The 23,570-nt window shown below is 62.2% G+C and carries 26 protein-coding genes and 1 other RNA gene; 14 read left to right on the forward strand and 13 right to left on the reverse strand.

The genetic code is table 11. The features are described 5' to 3' along the window. The first annotated feature begins 41 nt into the window (after window positions 1-41). Window positions 42-515 carry a GNAT family N-acetyltransferase gene (locus tag JL2886_RS03705; protein ID WP_065270783.1) on the forward strand — a complete coding sequence of 158 codons (474 nt, stop codon included), beginning with the start codon at window positions 42-44 and terminating at the stop codon, window positions 513-515. Window positions 516-555: 40 nt separating this feature from the next. Here the strand turns inward: JL2886_RS03705 and JL2886_RS03710 are convergent, their stop codons facing one another. The 8 genes from JL2886_RS03710 to JL2886_RS03745 all read right to left on the reverse strand — a co-directional run bounded on the left by JL2886_RS03710 (window position 556) and on the right by JL2886_RS03745 (window position 6,020). Further along, complete coding sequence (locus tag JL2886_RS03710) at window positions 556-969, reverse strand: hypothetical protein (protein ID WP_065270784.1); 414 nt, start codon at window positions 967-969, stop codon at window positions 556-558. Between the two features lie 233 nt (window positions 970-1,202). Continuing rightward, window positions 1,203-1,370 (reverse strand): 50S ribosomal protein L33, encoded by a 168-nt coding sequence (gene rpmG / locus JL2886_RS03715; protein WP_065270785.1) that lies wholly within the window; start codon window positions 1,368-1,370, stop codon window positions 1,203-1,205. Between the two features lie 109 nt (window positions 1,371-1,479). After that, window positions 1,480-1,893: RNase P RNA component class A (gene rnpB / locus JL2886_RS03720), an RNA gene on the reverse strand. Between the two features lie 60 nt (window positions 1,894-1,953). Beyond that, on the reverse strand, window positions 1,954-2,670 hold the full coding sequence (locus tag JL2886_RS03725) for an N-acetylmuramoyl-L-alanine amidase (protein WP_065270786.1): 717 nt from the start codon (window positions 2,668-2,670) through the stop codon (window positions 1,954-1,956). After that, the gene (locus tag JL2886_RS03730) at window positions 2,670-3,446 is read right to left on the reverse strand and encodes a hypothetical protein (RefSeq protein WP_065270787.1); all 777 of its coding nucleotides are present in this window, start codon (window positions 3,444-3,446) and stop codon (window positions 2,670-2,672) included. The genes JL2886_RS03725 and JL2886_RS03730 overlap by 1 nt, the downstream gene beginning before the upstream one ends. A gap of 51 nt (window positions 3,447-3,497) precedes the next feature. Further along, window positions 3,498-4,985 carry an Asp-tRNA(Asn)/Glu-tRNA(Gln) amidotransferase subunit GatA gene (gene gatA / locus JL2886_RS03735; protein WP_065270788.1) on the reverse strand — a complete coding sequence of 496 codons (1,488 nt, stop codon included), beginning with the start codon at window positions 4,983-4,985 and terminating at the stop codon, window positions 3,498-3,500. Between the two features lie 3 nt (window positions 4,986-4,988). Further along, the gene (gene gatC / locus JL2886_RS03740) at window positions 4,989-5,276 is read right to left on the reverse strand and encodes an Asp-tRNA(Asn)/Glu-tRNA(Gln) amidotransferase subunit GatC (protein WP_065270789.1); all 288 of its coding nucleotides are present in this window, start codon (window positions 5,274-5,276) and stop codon (window positions 4,989-4,991) included. A 111-nt stretch (window positions 5,277-5,387) separates the two neighbouring features. Then, window positions 5,388-6,020 (reverse strand): Spy/CpxP family protein refolding chaperone, encoded by a 633-nt coding sequence (locus JL2886_RS03745; protein ID WP_065270790.1) that lies wholly within the window; start codon window positions 6,018-6,020, stop codon window positions 5,388-5,390. Between the two features lie 189 nt (window positions 6,021-6,209). Between JL2886_RS03745 and JL2886_RS03750 the strand changes: the two genes are divergently transcribed. Then, entirely contained in the window at window positions 6,210-6,902 is a 693-nt protein-coding gene (locus JL2886_RS03750; protein WP_065270791.1) for a metal-dependent hydrolase, read from the forward strand. Here JL2886_RS03750 and JL2886_RS03755 read toward each other — a convergent pair. The 3 genes from JL2886_RS03755 to JL2886_RS03765 all read right to left on the reverse strand — a co-directional run bounded on the left by JL2886_RS03755 (window position 6,899) and on the right by JL2886_RS03765 (window position 8,897). Then, the gene (locus JL2886_RS03755; RefSeq protein WP_065270792.1) at window positions 6,899-7,507 is read right to left on the reverse strand and encodes a DNA-3-methyladenine glycosylase I; all 609 of its coding nucleotides are present in this window, start codon (window positions 7,505-7,507) and stop codon (window positions 6,899-6,901) included. The two genes, JL2886_RS03750 and JL2886_RS03755, sit on opposite strands and share 4 nt — an antisense overlap. A gap of 70 nt (window positions 7,508-7,577) precedes the next feature. Beyond that, the gene (locus JL2886_RS03760) at window positions 7,578-8,426 is read right to left on the reverse strand and encodes an aminoglycoside phosphotransferase family protein (RefSeq protein WP_133245390.1); all 849 of its coding nucleotides are present in this window, start codon (window positions 8,424-8,426) and stop codon (window positions 7,578-7,580) included. 21 nt (window positions 8,427-8,447) lie between these two features. Next, window positions 8,448-8,897, reverse strand: coding sequence for a nucleoside deaminase (locus tag JL2886_RS03765; protein ID WP_065270794.1), 450 nt, complete (start codon window positions 8,895-8,897; stop codon window positions 8,448-8,450). A gap of 61 nt (window positions 8,898-8,958) precedes the next feature. On the opposite strand from JL2886_RS03765, the gene JL2886_RS03770 reads away from it, so the two are divergent. The 5 genes from JL2886_RS03770 to JL2886_RS03790 all read left to right on the forward strand — a co-directional run bounded on the left by JL2886_RS03770 (window position 8,959) and on the right by JL2886_RS03790 (window position 14,587). Beyond that, the gene (locus JL2886_RS03770; RefSeq protein ID WP_065273517.1) at window positions 8,959-10,086 is read left to right on the forward strand and encodes a pseudouridine synthase; all 1,128 of its coding nucleotides are present in this window, start codon (window positions 8,959-8,961) and stop codon (window positions 10,084-10,086) included. 164 nt (window positions 10,087-10,250) lie between these two features. Next, complete coding sequence (locus JL2886_RS03775) at window positions 10,251-11,165, forward strand: 5-bromo-4-chloroindolyl phosphate hydrolysis family protein (protein WP_065270795.1); 915 nt, start codon at window positions 10,251-10,253, stop codon at window positions 11,163-11,165. A gap of 25 nt (window positions 11,166-11,190) precedes the next feature. After that, window positions 11,191-12,381, forward strand: coding sequence for a toxic anion resistance protein (locus JL2886_RS03780; protein WP_065270796.1), 1,191 nt, complete (start codon window positions 11,191-11,193; stop codon window positions 12,379-12,381). 124 nt (window positions 12,382-12,505) lie between these two features. Then, window positions 12,506-13,372, forward strand: coding sequence for a DUF2927 domain-containing protein (locus tag JL2886_RS03785; protein WP_065273518.1), 867 nt, complete (start codon window positions 12,506-12,508; stop codon window positions 13,370-13,372). 63 nt (window positions 13,373-13,435) lie between these two features. After that, the gene (locus tag JL2886_RS03790) at window positions 13,436-14,587 is read left to right on the forward strand and encodes an SPFH domain-containing protein (RefSeq protein WP_065270797.1); all 1,152 of its coding nucleotides are present in this window, start codon (window positions 13,436-13,438) and stop codon (window positions 14,585-14,587) included. A gap of 75 nt (window positions 14,588-14,662) precedes the next feature. On the opposite strand, the gene JL2886_RS03795 is transcribed toward JL2886_RS03790, so the two are convergent. Continuing rightward, the gene (locus tag JL2886_RS03795; protein WP_065270798.1) at window positions 14,663-15,040 is read right to left on the reverse strand and encodes a CZB domain-containing protein; all 378 of its coding nucleotides are present in this window, start codon (window positions 15,038-15,040) and stop codon (window positions 14,663-14,665) included. Between the two features lie 232 nt (window positions 15,041-15,272). On the opposite strand from JL2886_RS03795, the gene JL2886_RS03800 reads away from it, so the two are divergent. After that, window positions 15,273-16,358: a TFIIB-type zinc finger domain-containing protein gene (locus JL2886_RS03800; protein ID WP_237028415.1), complete on the forward strand. Its 1,086-nt coding sequence runs from the start codon at window positions 15,273-15,275 to the stop codon at window positions 16,356-16,358. 110 nt (window positions 16,359-16,468) lie between these two features. On the opposite strand, the gene JL2886_RS03805 is transcribed toward JL2886_RS03800, so the two are convergent. After that, window positions 16,469-16,888, reverse strand: a complete 420-nt coding sequence (locus tag JL2886_RS03805) for an Hsp20/alpha crystallin family protein (RefSeq protein ID WP_065270800.1) — start codon at window positions 16,886-16,888, stop codon at window positions 16,469-16,471. A gap of 136 nt (window positions 16,889-17,024) precedes the next feature. Here JL2886_RS03805 and JL2886_RS03810 point away from each other — a divergent pair, with 136 nt between their 5' ends. From JL2886_RS03810 to JL2886_RS03835, 6 genes are all read left to right on the forward strand, one after another. Further along, a complete protein-coding gene (locus JL2886_RS03810; protein ID WP_065273519.1) occupies window positions 17,025-17,708 on the forward strand; it encodes a nitroreductase in 684 nt (227 codons plus the stop codon). 29 nt (window positions 17,709-17,737) lie between these two features. After that, window positions 17,738-18,181: a D-aminoacyl-tRNA deacylase gene (dtd, locus tag JL2886_RS03815; protein ID WP_065270801.1), complete on the forward strand. Its 444-nt coding sequence runs from the start codon at window positions 17,738-17,740 to the stop codon at window positions 18,179-18,181. Between the two features lie 357 nt (window positions 18,182-18,538). Next, the gene (locus JL2886_RS03820; protein ID WP_065270802.1) at window positions 18,539-20,122 is read left to right on the forward strand and encodes an ABC transporter substrate-binding protein; all 1,584 of its coding nucleotides are present in this window, start codon (window positions 18,539-18,541) and stop codon (window positions 20,120-20,122) included. A 1-nt stretch (window position 20,123) separates the two neighbouring features. Further along, window positions 20,124-21,080 carry an ABC transporter permease gene (locus JL2886_RS03825; RefSeq protein WP_065270803.1) on the forward strand — a complete coding sequence of 319 codons (957 nt, stop codon included), beginning with the start codon at window positions 20,124-20,126 and terminating at the stop codon, window positions 21,078-21,080. After that, window positions 21,077-21,892: an ABC transporter permease gene (locus JL2886_RS03830; protein ID WP_065270804.1), complete on the forward strand. Its 816-nt coding sequence runs from the start codon at window positions 21,077-21,079 to the stop codon at window positions 21,890-21,892. Before JL2886_RS03825 ends, JL2886_RS03830 begins: the two co-directional genes overlap by 4 nt. Further along, a complete protein-coding gene (locus JL2886_RS03835; RefSeq protein WP_065270805.1) occupies window positions 21,889-23,526 on the forward strand; it encodes an ABC transporter ATP-binding protein in 1,638 nt (545 codons plus the stop codon). The genes JL2886_RS03830 and JL2886_RS03835 overlap by 4 nt, the downstream gene beginning before the upstream one ends. The last annotated feature ends 44 nt before the right edge of the window (window positions 23,527-23,570 follow it).

The raw sequence follows: 23,570 nt of genomic DNA on the forward strand, positions 1-23,570 counted from the left end.
TTTTTGGCTGGGCCTTTTGAACGAACCACAGGATTTAGAAGATGAAGATTACCGATATCACTGCCCGCGACGCAGGGCGTATTGTTCCCTTGCTGCGGGACCTCCATGCACAGCACGCGGAAGAACAACCCCTCCGCTACCCGTCTGCCCCGGCGGACAGTGACATTGCAGACTGGCTGTCGGACTGGATGGAAAAGGACGGGATACAGGCCATCGCCGCGCAAAGCCCCGCAGGCGCCCTAATGGGCTATGCTATCTATGAGATCGAAGACCAGCCTCACCTGCCGGTGATGCGCGGCGGCAAACGGATCCAGTTGCATCATATTGCCGTGGATCCGCCATTCCGCCGTCTGGGAGTTGGTCAAGCACTGGTGACAGAAGTGAAATCCCGCTGTCAGACACTTGGCATCGACACGTTGACCACAAGCTTTGCCGTCTTTGACACGGCCTCAGCCGGGCTGATGAGCAGCATGGGATTGCAGCCGGTTACGACCGTCGCGGAATGGCGCGCCTGAGGCTCATCTCCACAAGCCCCCAGACCAGCTGAGAGGGGGCTCAGGAGCAGCTTAGACCGGTGGCAAGGGCAACCGTGCCCCGGTCGCTGCCGAGCACCTGAACCTCGCCCGAGACGCTGCAGCCGCTTTCGCGCGCCGCAATGGTCTGGAAATCCGCAGGGGTCATGTCAGGCAGGTTGCCAATCACGCTATGCGCAGGGGCGCTGAGCACCGCGAGCCCGGTCGAGCCCGCCCGTACAACGGAGAGCGACAAGGCCCGGCCCTGCACCTCGACCCGCAGGGTCTGGCTGCCCGAGCGCGGCGCAGTCGCAGGCTGCTGAGTTCGACCAGCGGTCAGGGACAGCGGCCCGGCCATCACCGGCGCCGGAACCGGCACCACGCCCGCAATCGTCGCCTCCGGAGAGGGCGCCACGGCCACGGCAAAAACCACGCTGAACAAGATACGCCTGAACATACTATCACCCACTTGTCTCATTTACCCACGTAAACAAGTTACGACCGAAATGAGGCGAAAAGGGGAACTATCCTTTCGTACAGGCGGCTAAACTATTGGGTAATTTTTTCAAATTCGAACAAGCTCTCACCTGCCCTGCGCCTGCGACGACCGCCGAAAACCCGGCTCCAAACACGAAAAAGGGCCACGCGCGCGGCGTGACCCTTTTTGAAAATCCTGTATGCCGGATGGGCTTACTTGATTTTGCCTTCTTTGTACTCGACGTGCTTGCGCGCAACCGGATCGTATTTCCGGATGACCATTTTTTCGGTCATGGTGCGTGCGTTTTTCTTGGTCACGTAGAAGTGGCCCGTGCCCGCGGTCGAGTTCAGGCGGATCTTGATGGTCGTCGGCTTCGCCATGGTGCTTCTCCTGCGTCCGAAAAGGCAGGGGGCCTCTCGGTAAATTCCTATATGAGCGTGCGCTTTTACCTGCACTGCCCCCCAAGTCAATAGGATTCGGGGGGATATTTTGCGCAGAAGGCCTGTAAGCCGGATTCTGTCCCGAGACTTGCGCCTCATGGACGGCCATTCATCTGCGATACGCATTACTGCGTACCTCTAGCTGCCAACCCGGCCCCTCTTGGCTAAAGCATGCCTAGCGGCGGTATCCCGTTGCCGGGACCTACCCGCGCGGGGGCCCTATTTGGCGTTGCTCCCGGTGGGGCTTGCCGTGCCGCCCCTGTTGCCAGGGGCGCGGTGGGCTCTTACCCCACCGTTTCACCCTTACCGCGCCCTGATCCGTTGCCGGGGGCACGGCGGTTTCATTTCTGTGGCGCTATCCGTCAGGTTGCCCTGCCCGGGCGTTACCCGGCACCGTTGCTTTAGGGAGTCCGGACTTTCCTCGCGGAGGGCGAGCCCCCAGCGCGGCCGTCCAGCCTTCTGCGCAGGGCTGCACCTAGGCCCTGGGGGCTGACAGGTCAAGGGTGGTTGCAGCCGGTCTCATTCAGACCCAGAGGTCTGCCTGGCCCAGCGGCGCGAAATCCTCCGCACAAAGCGCCCCGCGGGCCTGGGGACGATAGCGCAGCCGCACAGCTGCCAGCAGCGTCTCATCCTCCACCGGGGCGGTATATCCGATGTCGCGGGCATAGGCGCGGAAACGCGCCATATCGGCGCTCTCTGACTCCATCAGGCTCTGCCCTGCCGCCTCCGCTTGCGCTACCTGCCGGGCGAGCCCCTGACGGGCCAGCCGCGCCCAGTCAAACCGGGCACCCGGATCGCATTTGCGTCCCGGCGCCATGTCCGAATGGCCGATCACCCCCTCGGGCGCGATATCCCAGCGGCGCAGGATATCGCCCAGCAACCGCTCCAGCCGCGTCATCTGCGGTTCGGAAAACGGATGATCGCCGCGATTGTCCAACTCGATACCGATTGACCGGGAATTGAGATCCTCCAGCCCGCACCATTCGCCAGCACCGGCGTGCCAGGCGCGCTGCGCCTCCTCCACCATCTGCCAGAGGGTACCATCCTGTCCGATCAGGTAATGAGCCGACACCTCGGCCGCAGGATCACACAGCCGCTGCAGGGCAGCCTCAGCCGTCTCCATTGCTGTGTAGTGCAGAACCACGAAAGCCGGCGTCAGACCGTCACGACGCGGACCGAAATTGGGGCTGGGATGCCAGATCGCCCCGGCCTCATCCCCTGCCCTGCCAGTTCCGGACATCAGGAGTCTTCGCGCAGGACCAGACGATAGGGGGACGGGTCCCAGCCGCAGGCATAGCCATCCCCATCCGGGTCCAGCGCGTAGCGGTCGCGTTTGGGGCCGCCGGCCTCAAGAAACGCCACCTGCGCCAGTTCGGGCGAGGCATAGCCCGCGCAGTTGCGCGACGAGCGGGCCTTCAGATTGATACCCGTGCGGCTGAAGATGCGGTTGCCCGGCGGGTTGGAAGTGCTGAGCGCGTATTGAACGATATTGGGATCCCGGTTGCCCGCAGAGACCGTGGGCAGCGCCGTCGGCTCCACCACCTGATACTGGGCGCGCTGCCGCTTCAGACGCTCGGCATCGCTTTCGATGGTCTGGCGCGAGGACACCGCATCAAAGCTGTTTTCGTCCGACAGACGCGGGTTGCCGCCGACGATCTGCGGCGCCGGGTTGTCCGGGCTCGCTTCAAGCGGCGCCTGACCAGAGTTGGCCTGCGCCGCACTCAGGGCTGCTGCCGTTTCGCGAGCGATATCGGCATTGCTGCCAGTGCCAACCGAGGCTCCAGCCGCAGCGACCGAGGTTGCGCTGCTCTGATCTGTCGGCATTACCAGAGGCGCGCCGACAACCTGGGGCGCGGGGATCAGCGGATCGCCGTTGATCGTAGTGCCCTGCGCCGGACGGGCGGCGAAGGGATCGCCGTCCACGCCCACCCCGGCCGCGCTGTCCGGCACTGGCGGGCTGCAAGCTGCAAGGGCCAGAAGACTGCCAGCGGCGGCGAGGGAGACGAAGACGCGCATCGGGATCACCTGTTTATGGTCGTATGGTTTATGCTCTTGTTTGAGCCGGTTTTACCACCATTTCCCCGGCTTTGCCACAAACCCGGCGGCCTGCTCTAGCGCATAGGCGGTGTTCAGCAGATCGCCCTCTTCCCAGGGGCGGCCGATCAGCTGCAGGCCCAGCGGCAGACCCTGTGCATCGACACCCGCAGGCACAGAGATGCCCGGCAGGCCCGCAAGATTCACAGTGACGGTAAAGACGTCATTGAGGTACATCTGCACCGGATCCGCATCGGTCATTTCACCCAGCCCAAAAGCAGCAGAGGGCGTCGCCGGTGTCAGGATCGCGTCCACGCCTGCCGCAAAGACATCTTCGAAGTCCTTCTTGATCAGGGTGCGAACGCGGCGGGCGCGGTTGTAATAGGCATCATAGAAGCCTGCCGACAGCACGTAGGTGCCGACCATCACGCGGCGCTGCACCTCGTGGCCAAAGCCTTCGGCGCGGGTCTTTTCGTACATCTCGGTGATGCCGTCGCCAGCCTCCAGCATGGCGCGGTGGCCGTAGCGCACCCCGTCATAGCGTGCCAGGTTCGACGAGGCTTCGGCCGGGGCGATAACGTAATAGGCAGGCAGCGCGTATTTGGTGTGCGGCAGCGAGATGTCGACGATCTCGGCGCCCGCGTCCTTCAGCATGGCAGTGCCATCGGCCCAGAGCTTTTCGATCTCGGCGGGCATGCCGTCCATGCGGTACTCTTTCGGGATACCGATCTTCTTGCCCTTGATGTCGCCGGTCAGCATCGCCTCGAAGTTCGGCACGGCCAGATCGGCGCTGGTGCTGTCCTTGGGATCATGCCCGGCCATGGCTTCGAGCATGATCGCCGCATCGCGCACCGATTTGGTCATCGGTCCGGCCTGATCCAGCGAAGAGGCAAAGGCCACGATGCCCCAGCGCGAGCAGCGCCCGTAGGTGGGTTTGATGCCGACGGTGCCGGTAAAGGCCGCAGGCTGGCGGATCGAGCCGCCGGTGTCGGTGCCGGTGGCCGCAAGGCACAGGTCCGCTGCAACAGCCGCAGCCGAGCCGCCCGAGGAGCCACCCGGTGTCAGCTTGGCATCGCTGCCGTCACGCCGCCAGGGGCTGACCACATCGCCATAGGCAGAGGTTTCGTTGGATGAGCCCATGGCGAATTCGTCCATGTTCAGCTTGCCCAGCATCACGGAACCCGCATCGACCAGTTTCTGCGAAACGGTCGACTCATACTCGGGCTTGAAGCCTTTAAGGATGTTGGAGGCCGCCTGGCTGTCCACGCCCTTGGTGCAGAACAGATCCTTGATCCCGACCGGCAGGCCGCACATGGCAGGCGCATCGCCTTCCTTGATGCGGGCATCGGCTGCCTTTGCGCGCTCCAGCGCGATCTCGGGCGTCTTGTGCACGAAGGCGTTCAGCGCATCGGCGCCTTCGATGGCCTTCAGGCACGCTTCGGTCAGCTCGACTGAGGTGGTGTCGCCTTTGCGCAGGGCATCGCGGGCCTCGGCCAGGCCCAGTTTGTTCAGATCGCTCATGTCTTACTCCACCACCTTGGGGACCGCAAAGAAGCCCTCGCGGGCGTCGGGGGCATTGGCCAGGATCTTGTCCTGCTGATTGCCATCGTTCACCACGTCCTCGCGCCGCTTCAGACGCTGCGGCGTGACCGAGGTCATCGGCTCGACCCCTTCCACGTCCACTTCGTTCAGCTGTTCGATGAACCCAAGGATGGTGTTGAACTCGTCTGCCAGCGCAGGCAGCGCGTCCTCTTCGACCTTGATCCGGGCCAGTTTGGCCACTTTGGCGGCAGTGCTTTGGTCAATCGACATGGAAACCCTCATCTCGTGTTACAGACGCGTTTACCGCCGCGCCGTCCGCGCCGCAAGCGGGTCTGCACCGAAAACGGGTGTCTATACACAGGCTGGGGAGGGCAAGAGCGCTCATTCGCAGTTATTGTGCATCCGCCACATCGCGGGATCATGACCATCCGGCACCTTGTCGCAGGGATCAGCCGCGTAGCCGCGCAAGCGATTATAGGCGGCAATCTGTTCGCCCGAGAGAAACTGCACCGTCTGCAAATGCCGGGACAGGTGGACATACCGCAGATCCGCCCGCGCCGCGCCTGCTTCGGAGACCAGACGCCGCAACTCATCGGCGTCGGGGTTGCCTGAGGCAAAGGCCTGATCAAGACGTTCTTCGGCCGCAATGAAGTCCTCTGCGGCCCGCTGCGCCTCGGCTGCCATTTCGTGATGGATCTGGCGCACCTGCTCGATCTGCGCCGCGCTCAGCCCGATCTGCGGCGCCAGTTCCAGAAGATGCGCAGGCCCGGGCCAGCCATTCAGTTCCGCCGGAAGAGCAAAGCCCCAGCCTTTGCCCGCGCGCAACTCTGCGATGTCCGCATCCGAAAGGCTTTTGATTCGCCGACTTTGCTGCCCCGCATAGGGCTGCGCCTCATCACCCTGATGCTGCTGGTGCCCCTGGTGCCCTCCCGCGCCCTCGGCATGGCCGGGCGCAGCGGATATCGGCGCAAGTGCCAGCAGGCTCAGAAGAACGGCGGCCTTCGACCCGATCATTGTCACAGCACTGCCTCCCATCATGTTCTGACGCCCATGAGGGCACATTCACCGCTAGAGCACAAGTTTGCTGCGAAACACTGTGGACCGGGTGCCCCTGACCGGGCCTGCAGGACAGCAAACCGATGGAAACAGGCATTCAGCGTGCTAGGGTGAGAGCAGACAAATCAAGGAATTGGGAGAGACACCATGAAGATCATCTGGCTGGGCCACGGCAGTTTCCGTTTTGAAACCGAAGGAAAGGTGCTGCTGTTGGACCCCTGGCTGACCGGCAACCCCAGCCTGCCCGAGGACCAGCATGATGCCGCCATCGAAGGCGCCACCCATATCATCCTGACCCATGTTCATTTCGACCATGTGGTCGATGTGCTGCCGCTCGCGAAAAAACTGAACATTCCCGTGGTTGGCCAATATGACATCATGGGCTTCTGGGGCGAAACCGAAGGGGTAGAAACCGTCGGCTTCAACAAGGGTGGAACCGTCGATCTGGGCGGGCCGAAACTGTCGATGGTGCCTGCTTCGCACAGCTCGACCTTTGCCACCCCCGAAGGCCCGCGCACCGGCGGGTCGGAAGTGGGCTATGTGCTGCAGGCCGAAGGCAAGACGATCTATATTTCTGGGGACACCGCGATCATGGCCGACATGGACTGGATCGGGGATTACTACAAACCCGATATCGGCATTCTCTGTGCTGGCGGTCACTTCACCATGGACATGAAGCAGGCGGCCTATGCGGCCAAGCGCTACTTCGACTTCAAGACGGTAATCCCCTGCCACTACAAGACCTTCCCCCTGCTGGAGCAATCCGCAGAGGATCTGAGTGCAGGCCTGCCCGGTGTCGAGGTGATCGAACCTGAGGTCATGACCGCACTTGAGGTCTAAACCGGCTTTGTGAACGCCGCCCGCGCGCGGGCGGCCTTTTCTCTGCAGCAGCAGCCCAGCGCGTGGTCATTGATCAGCCCCGTCGCCTGCATGAAGGCAAAAACGGTGGTGGGGCCGACAAACTTCCAGCCACGTTTCTTCAGCGCCTTTGACAGCGCCACGGAGTCCGGGCTGGTCGACCTGGTCTGCGGCTCGGGCAGGCTGTCCGGGTCCGGCTCAAAGCTCCAGAAAAACGCGGCGAGCGATCCGGCTTCTTCGACCAGCTCCTGCGCGCATTTCGCATTGTTGATCACGGCTTCGATCTTGCCCCGGTGGCGGATGATCCCAGCATCCTGCAACAGGCGCTCCACATCCGCATCGGTGTATGTGGCGATGACATTCCAATCAAAGCCCGCGAAAGCGGCGCGAAAATTCTCACGCTTGGCCAGAATGGTGCGCCAGCTGAGGCCGGACTGGAAACTTTCAAGGCAGATCTTTTCGAACAACCGGATATCGTCGCCCACCGGATAGCCCCATTCCGCATCGTGATAGGCATCAAATTCAGGTGCGCTGGCGCTCCAGCCGCAGCGTGGTTGCCCATCTTCTCCCACGACAATATTGGCCATCGGATTTCTCTCCGTTCAGAAATCGAAACAAAAAGAGAACATGTCACGGGGCGCATGGGCCGTCCAGTGCCTAAACGCGCGACAGGTCTTGCCCCGTCGCGCAAGACAGCAGCGCCGCCAGCAGGTCCAGTTCATCATCCTGCGCCAACCGCCCTTTACTGCGCCAGGCAATGGAGAGCGCGCATTTGACCGCTGCCCATTGCAAAAGACGCTGACGATCCACCGCAAATCCTACTGACCAGAGATCGGCCAGCATCCCGATCCGACGCGGGTCGCGGGTCAAATCGGGGTTCCCATAGGGATGGCGAAAGGCATTGGCCAACTCGTAGGTCCGCTCTCCAACGATCCCCTTGGCATCAAAGGCGCAATACCCGCGCGGCGTCTTCATCACGTTGCCATGGTGCAAATCCCCGTGCAGCGGGCGCACATCTATCTGCGTGTTGAGAAGTTCGCAGGCCAGGGTCTGGCACGCGGCGATCGCCGCCTTGTCTCCCGCCGCACAACTCGGCGCAGGTTTCAGATGGAACAGCGCATCAAAACGATCTTCCAGACGGGGATAGCCCTCTGGCGCCTGCCCCGTACCGGGATGCAGGCCAGAGGCGACCCTCACCAGCTCGCGTGCAGCCGTTTCGTCCTCACCAGCAATTGCGAGATCGGCAAGCGACGGCCCCTCCAGCCATTCGATCAGCGCTGCATCCGGGCGCAGGCCATAGACCCGGGCCGCGCAATCCTCCGGCGCAGCCTGCAGAAACCGGAAACCGTCGGCCTCGCTGCCCATGCCCCGGGCGCCGTAGTATTTCAGCACCGCGGCACCGCCCCCGGCGCGGGAGACTTTCCAAAGGCTGGCAATGGCAGTGGTCGCGATCCACTCCGGTGCCATCACCCTGAACGCGGCAAGGACGTCTTCCGGCGGTTTCACATGCCCTTCCACTCCGGCCCCCTATCGTTTCGCGGTGAAGAACTCTTTCAGAATGGCAGCACAGTCCGCTTCGGCAATCCCTTCGTAGACCTCGGGCACATGGTGTGCCTGCGGGTGTGAAAACACGCAGGCCCCATGGGCAACGCCGCCGGATTTGGGATCAGAGGCGCCGTAGTAGACCCGGGCGATGCGCGCCGCCGCGATGGCCGCCGCACACATGGCGCAGGGCTCCAGCGTCACATAAAGATCATATCCCGTCAGGCGCTCCCCTCCCGCTGCAGCGCAGGCGGCGCGGATCGCCAGGATCTCGGCATGGGCAGTAGGATCGTTCAGCTCCCGGGTGCGGTTTCCGGCCCGCGCCGCGACCGTTCCGTCCGGCGCAATCAGAACCGCGCCCACCGGCACCTCGCCGCGCGCGGCGGCAGCGCGGGCCTCTTCCAGGGCCAGGGTCATGTGAGAACGGAAAACCATGGCCTTCCCTGCCGTAGAATGCCCGCTTTCGCAAGACGCCAGAATGCTCTATGGCGAGGGGATGAGCAAAACACCCGCATCCCCCAAGCGCCCGCACCGCCCCAAAGGCCCGGCAGGCAAAGCCGCGAAACCGTCGCGTCCCGACGCCGCTGCAGGCGACAAGAGCACGGGCACACCCGAAGGCGACCGGATCGCCAAGGTTCTGTCGCGGGTCGGCGTTGCCTCGCGGCGCGAGGCCGAGCGGATGATCGCCGAGGGGCGGGTTGCGGTGAATGGCAAGGTGATCGACAGCCCCGCGCTGAACGTCACAGCGCGGGACCGGATCCTAATCGACGGCCAGCCCCTTCCCGAGGCAGAAGCGCCGCGCCTGTGGCTTTATCACAAACCCGCCGGACTGGTGACCACCACCAGCGACGAGATGGGCCGCACGACCATCTTTGACGAACTTCCCGAGGATCTGCCGCGGGTGATGACCGTCGGGCGGCTTGACCTCAATTCCGAAGGGCTGCTGCTCCTGACCAACGATGGCGGCATCAAGCGCAAGCTGGAACTGCCCTCGACCGGCTGGCTGCGCCGCTACCGGGTGCGTATCAAGGGTCGCCCGCAAGAAACGGATTTCGAGCCGCTCCGCAAAGGGCTGGTGATCGACGGCGAGACGTTCCAGCCCATGACCGTGGCGCTGGACCGCCAGCAGGGGGCGAACGCCTGGCTGACCGTGGGACTGCGCGAAGGCAAGAACCGCGAAATCCGCCGCGCCATGGAGGATATCGGGTTTTCCGTCAACCGCCTGCTGCGCCTGTCCTACGGCCCGTTCCAGCTGGGCAATCTGAAACCCGGGGAAGTCGAAGAACTGCGCCCCCGGGTGATCCGCGATCAGCTAGGTCTCGAAGACGAAACCGAAGAGACGCCACAGACCGACCGCCCCCAGCGGCGCAAACCGATGCGCGGCAAGCGCCCCGGCGGCCGCAAACCCGGCACTGACGCCCCTGCCCCCTATAGCGGCGGCGGCGCTGGCAAACCGCGTGGCAAATCGCAGGCCAAGCCACAAGGAGCCCCGACGGGCAAATCCGGCCATACTGGCGGCGGCAAGCCTGGACAGCCCGGCAAACCGGATACCCGCGGCAAGGGACGCGGCGGCAATGGCGCAAAGCCCGGCAATCGTCCAATCGGCAAGAATCCCCGCCGCTGAGGCATTTGCCCGACACTTCCCCCTAGCAAGGCGGCCTGCAATCCCTTAGATTTCAGGCATGTAAATCGTGTCATGGGGGAACCCGCGTGCAGAAAGTCGCCTTCGCCGCCCTGCTTGTTCTGATGTTCGGACTGAGCACCGGATGGATTGTGGGAGGCTGATCCATGGCACAGAGGTATGGCGGCAAATACAGCCCCGATGGCGCCGGTGATCCGGCCGCCTTGGGTGACACATCCCCGCCAACGGGCAAAACCAATTCCTTTCGCAGCGCACAGGTCGATCCTGTCGGCGCCCGTGCCAATACCATGTTCGTGCCTGGGGGCGTGCTGCTGATCTTGTCGCTGAACGACGGGGCCACCGGTCTGGCGCTTGGCGGGATTGCAGCTGCCCTCTGGACCGGGGCCGCCTTTCTTCTGCGCGAAGGGTTGCGGGCCGAAACCGCCTTTGCCGCGCGCCGTGTCGCGCGCAAACCGGCCTTGCCGCGCAAGATCCTCGCCTCGGTTTTGACCGGCGCCGGGGCCGCGCTGGCCGCCTGGAAGGCAGAACCGGGGATCATGATCGCCGCCGTCTACGGGCTGACAGCCACCGGCCTGCATCTGGCCGCCTTTGGCCTTGACCCTTTGCAGGACAAGGGCGTGGAGGGCGTGGACGATTTCCAGCAAAGCCGCGTTGCCCGCGCCGTGGATGAGGCCGAAGCCTACCTTGACGCCATGCGGGACGCGGCGCTTAGGGCGCGTGACCGGCAGCTGGAGGCGCGTGTGGATCAGTTTCAGGCTGTCGCCCGGGACATGTTCCGCACCATAGAAGAAGACCCGCGCGACCTGACCGGTGCGCGCAAGTATCTGACCGTCTATCTGCAGGGCGCGCGCGATGCGACCATCAAATTCGCAGATATTTATGCCCGCAGCCAGGATCCGCAGGCCCGTAGTGACTACCTTGCCCTGCTGGAAGATCTGGAACAGAATTTTGCAGCCCGTACGCAAAAGATGCTGCTCGAAGACCGCAGTGATCTGACCATCGAAATCGACGTGCTGCGCGACCGCCTGCAGCGCGAAGGGGTCCGCCTGGACCGCAATTGACACTTTGACCCGAGGAACGCCACCGATGTCCGAGACCGTTCAGAAGAAAGCAATCGAAGCCGAGGCCATGGTCACGGAGGTGACGGGCGTCGCGCTTGCGGATCCCACGGGTGACATCCAGCCGCTGGAGCAGGCGGATGAAGTCACCAGCGAAGCGATCCGCAGCCGCATGGGCGAAATCGACATGAGCGACAGCAACTCGATCATCGGGTTCGGATCCGGCGCGCAGGCCGAATTGCAGACCATCAGTCAGGCGATGCTGGCCGATGTGCGCAACAAGGATGTCGGCCCCGCCGGGGACTCTCTGCGGGATATCGTCACCACGATCCGCGGCTTTTCCGTCTCGGAACTGGATGTACGTCGCAAACCCACCTTCTGGGAACGCCTGCTGGGCCGCGCCGCGCCCTTTGCTAAATTCACCGCGCGCTATGAGACCATCCAGGCGCAGATCGACAAGATCACCGATGATCTTCTTGGCCATGAACACGGGCTCCTGAAGGACATCAAATCGCTCGACATGCTGTATGAAAAGACGCTGGCCTTTTACGACGAGCTGGCGCTCTATATCGCTGCGGGCGAGGCCAAGCTCGGAGAGCTGGACAGCAGCGAAATTCCCGCGCTGGAAGAAGCCGTCGCAGCAGCCGCCGAAGCCGACCAGGTGATCCGCGCGCAGGAACTGCGCGATCTGCGCGCCGCCCGGGACGATCTGGAACGCCGGGTGCACGACCTGAAGCTGACCCGGCAGGTCACCATGCAGTCGCTGCCCTCGATCCGCCTGGTGCAGGAGAACGACAAATCGCTCGTGACCAAAATCAACTCGACGCTGGTCAATACCGTGCCGCTCTGGGAAACCCAGCTGGCGCAGGCGGTCACCATCCAGCGCTCGGCCGAGGCTGCTGCAGCGGTGCGCGATGCCAATGATCTGACCAACGAGCTGCTGACCTCCAACGCGGCCAACCTGCGCGAAAGCAACAAGGCGATCCGGCAGGAAATGGAACGCGGTGTGTTCGATATCGAAGCGGTGAAACAGGCCAATGCTGATCTGATCGGCACCATTCAGGAAAGCCTGCAGATCGCCGATGAGGGCAAGGCCAAACGGGCCGCTGCCGAGGGCGAGCTGAAAAAGATGGAAGCCGAGCTGCGCGATACGCTGGCCGCCGCCAAGGCGCGCCGCGATGGCATCGGCGACAATGCCGGTACAGCGGTTCCGTCCTGACCCGATGATCTGGCAAAGACGTCATAGGTCGGCGGCGATTTGTGCCGAAGGCAGCGCCGGGCGGGCAATATACGCGCCTGTGCGCCTTGCCGCGCTTTTGGGGCTGGGCCTGCTTTCGGCCTGCATGCCCGTGGGCCGCAGCGAGTCCGTCGTGCCAAAACCGCGTCCGGCTGCCATGGTCGCGCCCGCTGCGCCTTCGGCCGCCAGCGCAGAGTTGCGGCAATATTACCGTGTCCTGCAGCAGGACCTGCTGACGCGAGGCCTTTTGCGCACCGATGGCGGCGGACCCGATACGCCTTATGATGCCGAGGATCTGGCGGAAAACTTCGAAGCGATTTCCTTTTTCAACGAATACGCCGGGCGCGGTGGCGGCGCCACAGGCGGCCTGAGCCGCTGGTCCGGGCCGGTGCGTTTGCAAGCAGAATTCGGTCCCTCAATCCCTGAAAGCCAGCGCCGCGCCGATGGCGGGCGGGTTGCCGAATACGCGGCGCGGCTGGGCCGGATCACCGGCCACCCGGTTTCGGCGGTGGCGAAGCGCGGCAATTTCCACGTCCTCTTTGCCAGCAAGGACGACAGCGCTTTTGTTGCCAAGCGGGTGCGCGAACTGCTGCCCAATATCAGCCAGAACGATTTCCAGCTCTTCGTGAACCCGCCGCGCACGCATTATTGCTTTGTTCTGGCCGGCGGCGCCCAGGGCAGCCCCTTCGACTATATTCGCGGCGTTGCGCTGATCCGCGCGGAGCATCCCGATCTGGTCCGGCAAAGCTGCATCCACGAGGAAATCGCACAAGGCCTGGGCCTGCTCAACGACAGCCCCCGGGCGCGCCCGTCGATTTTCAACGACGATGACGAATTCGCCTTTCTGACCAGCCATGACGAAAAGCTGTTGCAGATGCTGTATGATCCAAGACTGAAAACCGGGATGAGCGCCGAAGAAGCCCGCCCGATCACCCGCATTATCGCCCGCGAAATCATGGGACAGCCCCTGTAAGGTGGCCCATGCGCCCACCGATGAGGCTTCCCGCAGGCACACCGTAGGAAGAGGACCTGAGATATGGGTATTTTCGACTTTCTCACCGGAGAGTTCATCGACGTCATTCACTGGGTCGATGACACCCGCGACACCATGGTCTGGCGGTTTGAACGCGAAGGCCATGAGATCAAATATGGCGCCAAGCTGACGGTACGTGAAGGACAGGCAGCCGTGTTCGTGCACGAAGGCCAGCTGGCGGATGTCTTTACCCCCGGTCTTTACATGCTTGAAACCAACAACATGCCGGTGATGACAACGCTGCAGCACTGGGACCACGGGTTTCAATCGCCGTTCAAATCCGAAGTCTATTTCGTCAGCACCACCCGGTTCAACGACCTGAAGTGGGGCACCAAGAATCCGATCATCTGTCGCGATCCGGAGTTCGGCCCGGTGCGTCTGCGCGCTTTTGGCAGCTACTCGGTGCGGGTGGTGGATCCGGCGCGCTTCCTGACAGAGATCGTCGGCACCGATGGCGAATTCACTATGGATGAAATCAGCTTCCAGATCCGCAACATCATCGTGCAGGAGTTCAGCCGCGTCGTTGCCAGCTCGGGCATTCCGGTGCTGGATATGGCCGCCAATACCGCCGATCTGGGCAAACTGGTCGCGGCCGAGATTTCCGCCACCGTGGCCGAATATGGCCTGGCGATCCCGGAGCTATATATCGAGAACATCTCTCTGCCGCCTGCGGTCGAACAGGCCATGGACCGGCGCACCCAGATGGGGATCGTGGGCGATCTTGGCCAATACACCCAGTTCGCCGCTGCCGAGGCGATGGACGCCGCAGCCCGCACCCCGAACAGTGGCATGGGCGCCGGTTTGGGAATGGGGATGGGCATGGCGATGGCCCAGCAGATGGGCAATGCCATGTCGCAGGGTGCAGCGGGTCAGCCGTCAGGTCCCTGGGGCGCCCGCCCCGCGCCCGCTGCGGCGCCGATGGCCCCGCCGCCGCCCCCGGTCGAACACGTCTGGCATATCGCGGAAAACGGTCAGACCTCGGGGCCCTATTCCAAGGCGCGTCTCGGACGCATGGCGCAGGAAGGGCAGCTGAAGCGCGACACCCACGTCTGGACACCCGGCCAGGATGGCTGGCAACGGGCCGGTGATGTCGCCGAACTGGCGCAGCTTTTCACCATTCTGCCGCCTCCGCCCCCGCCGCCTCCGGCGGGCTGACTCCGGGGCGCCAAGCGCGCGCTCCGAGCCTTAACTGTCGGCCTGACACAACTGAGCCGGGCCGACATGTCGTCACTATTGCAGGCTCTTGCGCCAGACCATCATGTGTTTGGTGAGTTCCTTGGTCTTTTCATCGAACGGCTTGCCCAAATCCAGATCGTGTTTGGCCGCATCCAGATCGCCGCGTTCGATCTTTTGTGCGATGGCGCCGGCAAATTGGTGGAACTCGGAATGCAGTTTCTTCGCACGCACATAGTTGGCATCCCCTGCCATACCGGCTTCCGTACTAGGCGAATGCAGCCACTGGCCGAATTTGCACTTGTCATCACAGCAGATGTCACGCGAAGGCGTTTCAAGTCTGCCGCTGATGGTGCCCGTGCGAAGGTGAAGTTTCCATGTGCTATGGGCCTTGATGGCTTCGGAAATCTCATCCTGGATAGCCGCTACAGACATACTCATACTCCTTGTTACTGAACACTTCTGCCGTAGCCCTTCACAGGTTAATCAAACATTAAGCTCACATCTCAACCCTCACCGTGAATTCCCCTTGATCGACTCGGTTCCGCCGGGAAACATAAATAAAAATCAATTAAATAAACAACGACCGGAAAAAATCGTTACAATTTGAGAGAGCGCCGTGCCATCTTCCCCTCCGCCTACCACCGAAAACACTGATTCTGCCGCTGTGCCAGATGAAACCCATCGTTTTCCCTGCGAGCAATGTGGCGCCGATTACCGGTTCGACCCGCAATCCGGAACCCTGACCTGCAGCCATTGCGGCCATACCGAGGAGATCAACGGGGGCCCCTGGCGCGGCGGCGCCCTGCGCGAGTTGGACTTTCGCGCCGCGCTGGATCGTCAGCTGCCAGAGGCCGACATGGAAACCACCCGGGTTTCCAAATGCCCCAACTGCGCGGCCGAGGTGGAATTCGATCCCACCACCCACGCCCGCGAATGCCCATTCTGCGCAACGCCCGTGGTCACCGACACTGGCGAAAGCCGCCACATAAAACCCAAGGGCGTATTGCCTTTCTCCATCGACGAACGCGCGGGCCACAAAGCCATGACAGACTGGCTTGGCCGCCTGTGGTTCGCGCCAAACGGGTTGAAGGAATACGCCCGCAAGGGGCGCCGGATGGAGGGGATCTATGTCCCCTACTGGACCTATGACGCCGACACCCGCAGTTCCTACTCAGGCCAGCGCGGCACGGTCTACTACGTGACCGAAACCGTCATGGTCGATGGCAAACCGCAGGCCAAACAGGTCGCAAAGGTGCGCTGGCGACCGGTGTCAGGTCGGGTCAAACGCTTCTTTGACGATGTGCTGGTGCTGGCGTCGAAAAGCCTGCCCAAACGCTATACCGATGCGCTGGAACCCTGGGATCTGTCGGCGCTGGAGCCGTATCAACCGCAATATCTAGCCGGGTTCCGGGCCGAAGCCTATGCGATCTCTTTGCAGGACGGTTTTGAGGAGGCCCGCGCCCATATGGACCGGGTGATCGAACGGGATGTGCGGTTTGATATCGGCGGCGACCGTCAGCGAATCTCGCATATCGACACGCAAGTCTCGGACGTTACCTTCAAACACATTCTGCTGCCGGTGTGGCTGGCGGCCTATAAATACCGGGGCAAGACCTATCGTTTTGTGGTCAACGGACAATCCGGACGGGTTCAGGGCGAACGCCCCTACTCCGCCTGGAAAATCGCAGGTGCAGTTGCCGTCCTGGCTGTCCTGATCGCCGCAGCAATCTATATCGGGAACCAGCAGTAAACCTGCGACGTACAAGACCCCCGGACATGCCGATGCGCACAGCCCCGATCCGGGGCTATGCGCCGCGTGTCGCCGGACTGCCCGGCATTCTGTCCAAGGCCAAAAAAGCCTCAGGGTTTGGAGATCTTGATCTTCTTCGCGGTCTCTGGCTGTTCCAGCGCCTTCTTGGGAACGCTGATATGAAGCACACCATCCTCCATATGCGCCGCTGCCGCAGCGCCATCAGCATCTTCCGGCAGGCGGAAGGCACGGCGGAATGCACCATACTGGCGCTCGCTGAAGTACCAGGTATCGCCTTTCTTCTCGGTCGAGGTCTTCTTTTCGCCGCTGATGGTCAGAACGCCATTGTCCACGGTCAGTTCCACATCCTCATCGGTGACACCCGGTAGTTCCATGGTGATGTCATAGGCTGCATCCCCCGAAGAGGCCTCGGTCGCCGGGCTCAGCCAATCTGCAACCCGGGCACCAAATGCACGAAAGGGATCATAAAGCGACGGCCAGAAACCGCTTTGTTCGGTCTTTTCTACCATTGATCTTCCTCCTGTTTCGAACGCGGGCAGCGTATCTCAACCGGTGAGGTCTCGATTTGATCCATCTCAATTCTGGCCTTGAACCCCGTGGCACCGCTGGCCATTGTGGCGCCGCACCACAGCAGGAGAGATGCAGATGACCACGAAGTCAGCCGATCTGACCGAACTGGACGCCCTGATGAAGGACCGTCACAGCTGCCGGGCCTTCCGCCCGGATCCGGTTGACCGGGAGGTGATCGAGCAGATCCTGCGCTGCGCCCAGAAGGTGCCCTCCTGGTGCAATGCCCAGCCGTGGAAAGTGACCATCACCTGCGGCGCCGAAACCGACCGGCTGCGCAACGCGCTGACAGAGGCTGCCATGGCCGGTGGGCATGCGCCCGACCTGAGCTTTCCGGATGGCTATTCGGATGAATATCAGGCGCGGCGCCGGGAATGTGGCTGGGCGCTGTACGAAGCGGTCGGAGTGACCAAGGGTGACCGCGCCGGATCTGCCCGGCAGATGATGGAGAACTTCAACCTTTTCGGCGCGCCCCATTGTGCGATCCTGTCCTCACCGGCCGAACTTGGCCCCTATGGCGCAATGGACAGTGGCGGTTTCGTTGCCGCCTTTACCCTAGCGGCGCAGGCGGCAGGGGTCGCCAGCGTCACGCAGGCCGCGGTCGCCTCCTTTGCGCCGATGCTGCACGAGATGCTGGAGATCCCGCAGGACCGGCTGATCCTCTGCGCGATCAGCTTTGGCTATGCCGACCCGGATCATCCGGCAAACAGATTCAGAACCACCCGGGCCCCCCTGCCCGAATTCACCGACTGGCGCGGCTAAGTCATCGACAGAAAAGGACGACAATCCCCATGCGAGCCCTCATTCAGCGCGTCAGCGAAGCCTCAGTCACCGTCGATAACGAAGTGACCGGAGAAATCAGTGCCGGACTGCTGGTGCTGGTCTGTGCGATGGAGGGCGACACCGAAGCCGCAGCCGATCATCTGGCGGCGAAGATTTCCAAGCTGCGCATCTTTCAGGACGACGCGGGCAAGATGAACCGCTCGGTCCGCGATATCGGCGGCGCGGTTCTGGCGGTGAGCCAATTCACCCTGGCGGCAGATACCAGACGCGGCAACCGGCCCGGGTTTTCCGATGCCGCCGATCCTGAAACCGGCGCGCGGCTTTATGCCTATTTCTGCGAGGCGCTGACCGGTCTTGGCCTGCCGGTGGCCACCGGGCGGTTCGGCGCCGACATGAAGGTGCGCCTGCTGAATGACGGCCCCGTTACGATCTGGATGGACACCACCGCGTAAGAATTTTTCCGACCAGACCGGTCCTTTGCCCACGTGTTGTCGGGGGCGATTCTCTCTTCTGCCGCCGCGATTTGGCCAGATCTGCACGTAATCCCGGCATCGCACTACGAATGCGCAAAACCGGCATACGCATGTCGTTTTTGGTGAATTTTTGCCTTCCCCCGGTTTTCATTCACAAAAATGCGGCATACCACTGGCAAAACGCGACCTGTCGCTGGCATGTGTCCCGCCGCTTTGGCCCCGGACGCCGCTGCGGAACAGGTATTAATGCTTGCTAGGCCGCCGCAAATGCGCAAATCTTGAATAGCCAATCAAGAAAAAGCTGTTTGAAGCGGCAAATTCAACTGGGAGACTTCAATGAAAGATCAACTGTATTTCCTCGCGCGTCAGGCTGCCACGGGCATGATGAGCCGCCGCGAATTCATGGGCCGCGCCGCTGCGCTGGGTCTCACCGCTGCTGCAGCCAACTCGCTGCTGTCCACCGAAGTCATGGCCGCAGGCCCCCAAAAAGGCGGCACCATCCGCGTCGGCCTGCAGGGCGGCAGCACCACCGACAGCCTGGACCCGGCGCTGGCCACCAATCAGGTTGCCCTGTCGCTGATCCGTCTTTGGGGTGAATCCCTGGTCGAGCTGGCCGACGACGGCGGCATCCAGGGCAAGGTCGCGGAAAGCTACTCCGCCTCCGCAGACGCACGTGTCTGGACCTTCAAGATCCGCCAGGGCATCACCTTCTCCAACGGCAAACCCGTGACCGCCGAAGACGTGGCGCAGACCCTCGACCGTCACTCCGGCGAAGACACCAAATCCGGCGCACTGGGCATCATGCGCAGCATCACCAACATCTCGACCGAAGGTGACAGCGTCATCATCGAGCTGGACAGCCCCAACGCCGACCTTCCCTACCTAATGACCGACTACCACCTGGCCATCCAGCCCGGCGGCGGCAAGGACGATCCGGCAGCCGCAATCGGCACCGGCCCCTATATCCTGAAAGAAGTCGATATGGGCGTGCGTTTCGTTGCCGAGAAGAACCCTAACTACTGGGGTGATCTGGGCAATGCTGAAACCATCGAATACGTGGTGATCAACGACAACACCGCCCGCGTTGCCGCGCTGCAATCGGGTCAGGTCGACATGATCGACCGGGTGCCCCCGCGCACCGCGAAACTGGTTGACCGCGCGCCGAACATCAACGTGCATTCCACCAGCGGCCCCGGCCACTACGTGTTCATAATGCACTGCAACACTGCACCGTTTGACAACAACGACGTGCGGATGGCGCTGAAATACGGCATCAACCGTCAGGAAATGGTCGACAAGATCCTCAATGGCTACGGCACGGTCGGCAACGACTCCCCGATCAACTCGTCCTATCCGCTTTATACCGAGTTCGAGCAGCGCGAGTTCGATCCGGACAAGGCGATGCACCACCTGAAGAAATCGGGTTACGACGGTGAGATCCTGCTGCGGACTTCGGACAACTCCTTCCCCGGCGCACCGGATGCGGCGGCCCTGTTCCAGCAGTCCTGTGCAACCGCAGGCATCAACGTCAACGTCAAGCGTGAGCCTAACGATGGCTACTGGTCCGAGGTCTGGAACAAGCAGCCCTTCTGCACCAGCTACTGGGGCGGTCGTCCGACCCAGGACCAGATGTACACCACCGCTTATCTGTCGACGGCGGACTGGAACGACACCCGGTTCAACAACGAAAAGTTCGACCAGCTGCTTCTGGCGGCTCGCGCCGAGCTGGACACCGCCAAGCGGACCCAGATGTATGCCGACATGGGCGCCATCCAGCGCGACGAAGGCGGCCTGATCTGCCCGATGTTCAACGACTTCGTCGATGCGACCTCGGATAAGCTGGCAGGCTGGGTCGACGGTGCAAAAGGCTTTGCCCTGATGAACAGCTACGCACCGCACAAAATGTGGGTGAAGGCATAACATGCCCCTCCTGTTAAAACTTTTGGCCCAGCGCATTGCGCTGGGTCTTCTCCTGCTGTTTCTGGTTTCTGCCCTGATTTTTGCCGGGACAATGATCCTGCCCGGTGACGTTGCGCAATCGATCCTGGGACAGTCCGCCACGCCCGAGGCGCTGGCCAACCTGCGTGCCGAGCTTGGCCTGAACGAGCCCGCGCTGCAGAGATATTTTGACTGGCTCGGCGGTATCATGACCGGCGATCTGGGAACCGCCCTGACAAGCGGCAGTGACATCGCAGAAAGCATCGGCAAGCGCCTGTCGAATACGCTTTTCCTCGCTTTCTGGGCTGCCGTCATCGCGGTGCCTCTGGCAATCTTCCTTGGCCTGCTGGCCGTGCGGTTCAAGGACCGTTGGCCCGACAAGCTGATCTCGGCTGTCACGCTGGCCTCGATCTCGATCCCGGAATTCCTGATCGGCTATGTGCTGATGTACCTGATCGCGGTCAAACTGCGCTGGTTCCCGTCGGTTGCGATGATCAACGACAACATGTCGCTGGGTGAAAAGCTGAGCTCCATTGCCCTGCCCGTTGCGGTTCTGACCCTCGTCGTTCTGGCGCATATGATGCGCATGACCCGGGCTGCGATCCTCAATGTGATGCAATCGGCCTATATCGAAACCGCCGAGCTGAAGGGCCTCAACGGCTTTCAGGTGATCTTCCGCCACGCCTTCCCGAACGCCATCGCGCCAATCGTCAACGTTGTGATGCTGAACCTTGCCTATCTGGTGGTTGGTGTCGTCGTGATCGAAGTCGTCTTCGTCTATCCCGGCATGGGCCAGTATCTGGTCGATCACGTGTCGAAACGGGACGTTCCTGTGGTGCAGGCCTGCGGTCTGATCTTTGCCGCCGTCTACATCGGTCTCAACATGGTTGCAGATATCGTTGCCATCCTGTCGAACCCGCGTCTGAGGCATCCGAAATGAAAAATATCCCCATTTCCGCCCTCATCGGGCTGTTCTTTACAGCGCTCTACTTCCTGATGGCCATCCTGGCGCCGCTGATTGCCCCCTATGGCATGGCCGAGGTCGTCGGTGACGTCTGGGAGCCGTCCTCGTCCGAATTCTTGCTCGGCACCGACAACATCGGCCGCGATCTGCTGACCCGCATGATCTATGGCGGGCGCACCACCATCTTCATCGCAACCATGGCCACGGTGGTTTCCTTCACCCTTGGTTCGGTTCTTGGCTTTTTTGCCGCCGTCACCGGTGGCTGGGTTGATCAGGCACTGTCGCGCTTTGTCGATCTGGTGATGTCGATCCCGACGCTGATCTTTGCCCTTGTGGTTCTGTCGGTAACGCCGGTCACCGTGCCGATGCTGATCATCGTAATGGGCCTTCTGGATTCCACCCGCGTCTACCGTCTGGCCCGCGCCGTTGCGGTGGATATCGAGGTGATGGACTATGTCGAAGCCGCCCGTCTGCGCGGCGAAGGCACCGTCTGGATCATCTTCCGCGAAATCCTGCCCAACGCCCTGTCACCGCTGGTGGCTGAGATGGGCCTGCGCTTCATCTTCATGGTTCTGTTCGTATCCACCCTGTCGTTCCTGGGTCTGGGCGTGCAGCCCCCCGAAGCGGACTGGGGCGGCATTGTGAAAGAGAACAAGGACGGTATCGTCTACGGCATTCCCGCCGCACTGATCCCGGCCTTTGCCATTGCCACGCTGGCGATCTCGGTCAATCTGGTTGCTGACTGGGTGCTGAACCGAACCACCTCGCTGAAAGGAGGCCGCGGATGAGCGATCCACTGATTAAAGTCCGTGACCTGAAAATCGGGGCAACGGTCTATCCGCCGGGTGAACGGCCGCATGACATCGAAATCGTGCATGGCGTCAGCTTTGATCTGGAAAAGGGCAAGGTACTCGGTCTCATCGGGGAATCTGGCGCCGGCAAATCCACCATCGGCCTTGCCGCCATGGCCTATGGCCGCGGCGGTGTGAAGATTACCGGTGGAGAGGTCTGGATCAACGGGCGTGATATCCTGAAATCCTCGCTGCGCGATGTGCGCCGCCTGCGCGGCGGTGAAGTGACCTATGTGTCGCAATCCGCAGCTGCTTCGTTCAACCCGGCCAAGAAGATCATGGAGCAGGTGACCGAGGCCGCGGTGGAGCAAGGCAAGTTCTCCAGGAAAGACGCCGAGGCCCGTGCCCGCACCCTGTTTGCCAAGCTGGGCCTGCCGGATCCGGACAATATCGGCGAACGCTACCCGCACCAGGTGTCGGGCGGTCAGCTGCAGCGTTGCATGACGGCGCTGGCGCTCTGCCCCGAACCCGATCTGGTGGTCTTTGACGAACCGACAACCGCACTGGATGTGACAACCCAGATCGACGTGCTGAAGGCGATCAAGGAAGCGATCCGCGATACCGGTGTGGCGGCGCTCTATATCACCCACGATCTGGCGGTGGTGGCACAGGTCAGCGATGACATCATGGTGCTGCGTCACGGCGACATGGTCGAATACGGCGATGTGGATCAGATCATCAATGCACCGCAGGAAGACTACACCAAGGCGCTTGTCTCGGTCCGCTCGATCGAGCACGAGGAGAAGGCCCCGTCAGGCGATCCGGTCCTCAGCATCCGCAACATTAGCGCGCGCTACAAGGGCACCAAGTTCGACGTGCTGCATCACGTCAACGCCGATCTCTACCCCGGCCAGACGCTGGCGGTGGTGGGTGAATCCGGTTCCGGCAAATCCACCCTCGCCCGCGTGATCACCGGCCTTCTGCCGCCGCGCGAAGGGGAAATCGAGTTCGCAGGCCGCGTGCTCTCACCTGATCTGGCAAGCCGGACAAAGGATGATCTGCGCGAATTGCAGATGATCTACCAGATGGCGGATGTGGCGATGAACCCACGCCAGACCGTGGGTACTATCATCGGGCGCCCGCTGGAGTTCTACTTCGACATGAAGGGCGCCGAAAAGCGCAAGCGGATCATCGAACTTCTGGATGAGATCGAACTGGGCGAAAGCTTCATCGACCGCTACCCGGCCGAGCTGTCGGGCGGTCAGAAGCAGCGTGTCTGCATCGCGCGGGCACTGGCGGCCAAACCCAAGATGATCATCTGTGACGAGGTGACATCGGCGCTCGACCCGCTGGTGGCGGACGGCATTTTGAAGCTGCTGCTGAACCTGCAGAAGATCGAGAACGTCGCCTATCTGTTCATCACCCACGATCTGGCGACGGTGCGGGCGATCTCGGACAATATCGCCGTGATGTATCAAGGCCGCGTGCAGCGCTATGGCAGCAAGACCGAGGTGCTGTCTCCGCCGTTCGACGATTACACCGATCTGCTGCTTGGGTCGGTGCCGGAAATGCGGCTGGGCTGGCTCGAAGAAGTCATCGCGAACCGCAAGATGGAAAGCGCCGGGAACTGATCCGGCGCCTCGGTCACAAAACACCACAGGCCCGCGCAGCTGCG

This window comes from Phaeobacter gallaeciensis, assembly GCF_001678945.1.
Taxonomy (GTDB): domain Bacteria; phylum Pseudomonadota; class Alphaproteobacteria; order Rhodobacterales; family Rhodobacteraceae; genus Phycobacter; species Phycobacter gallaeciensis_A.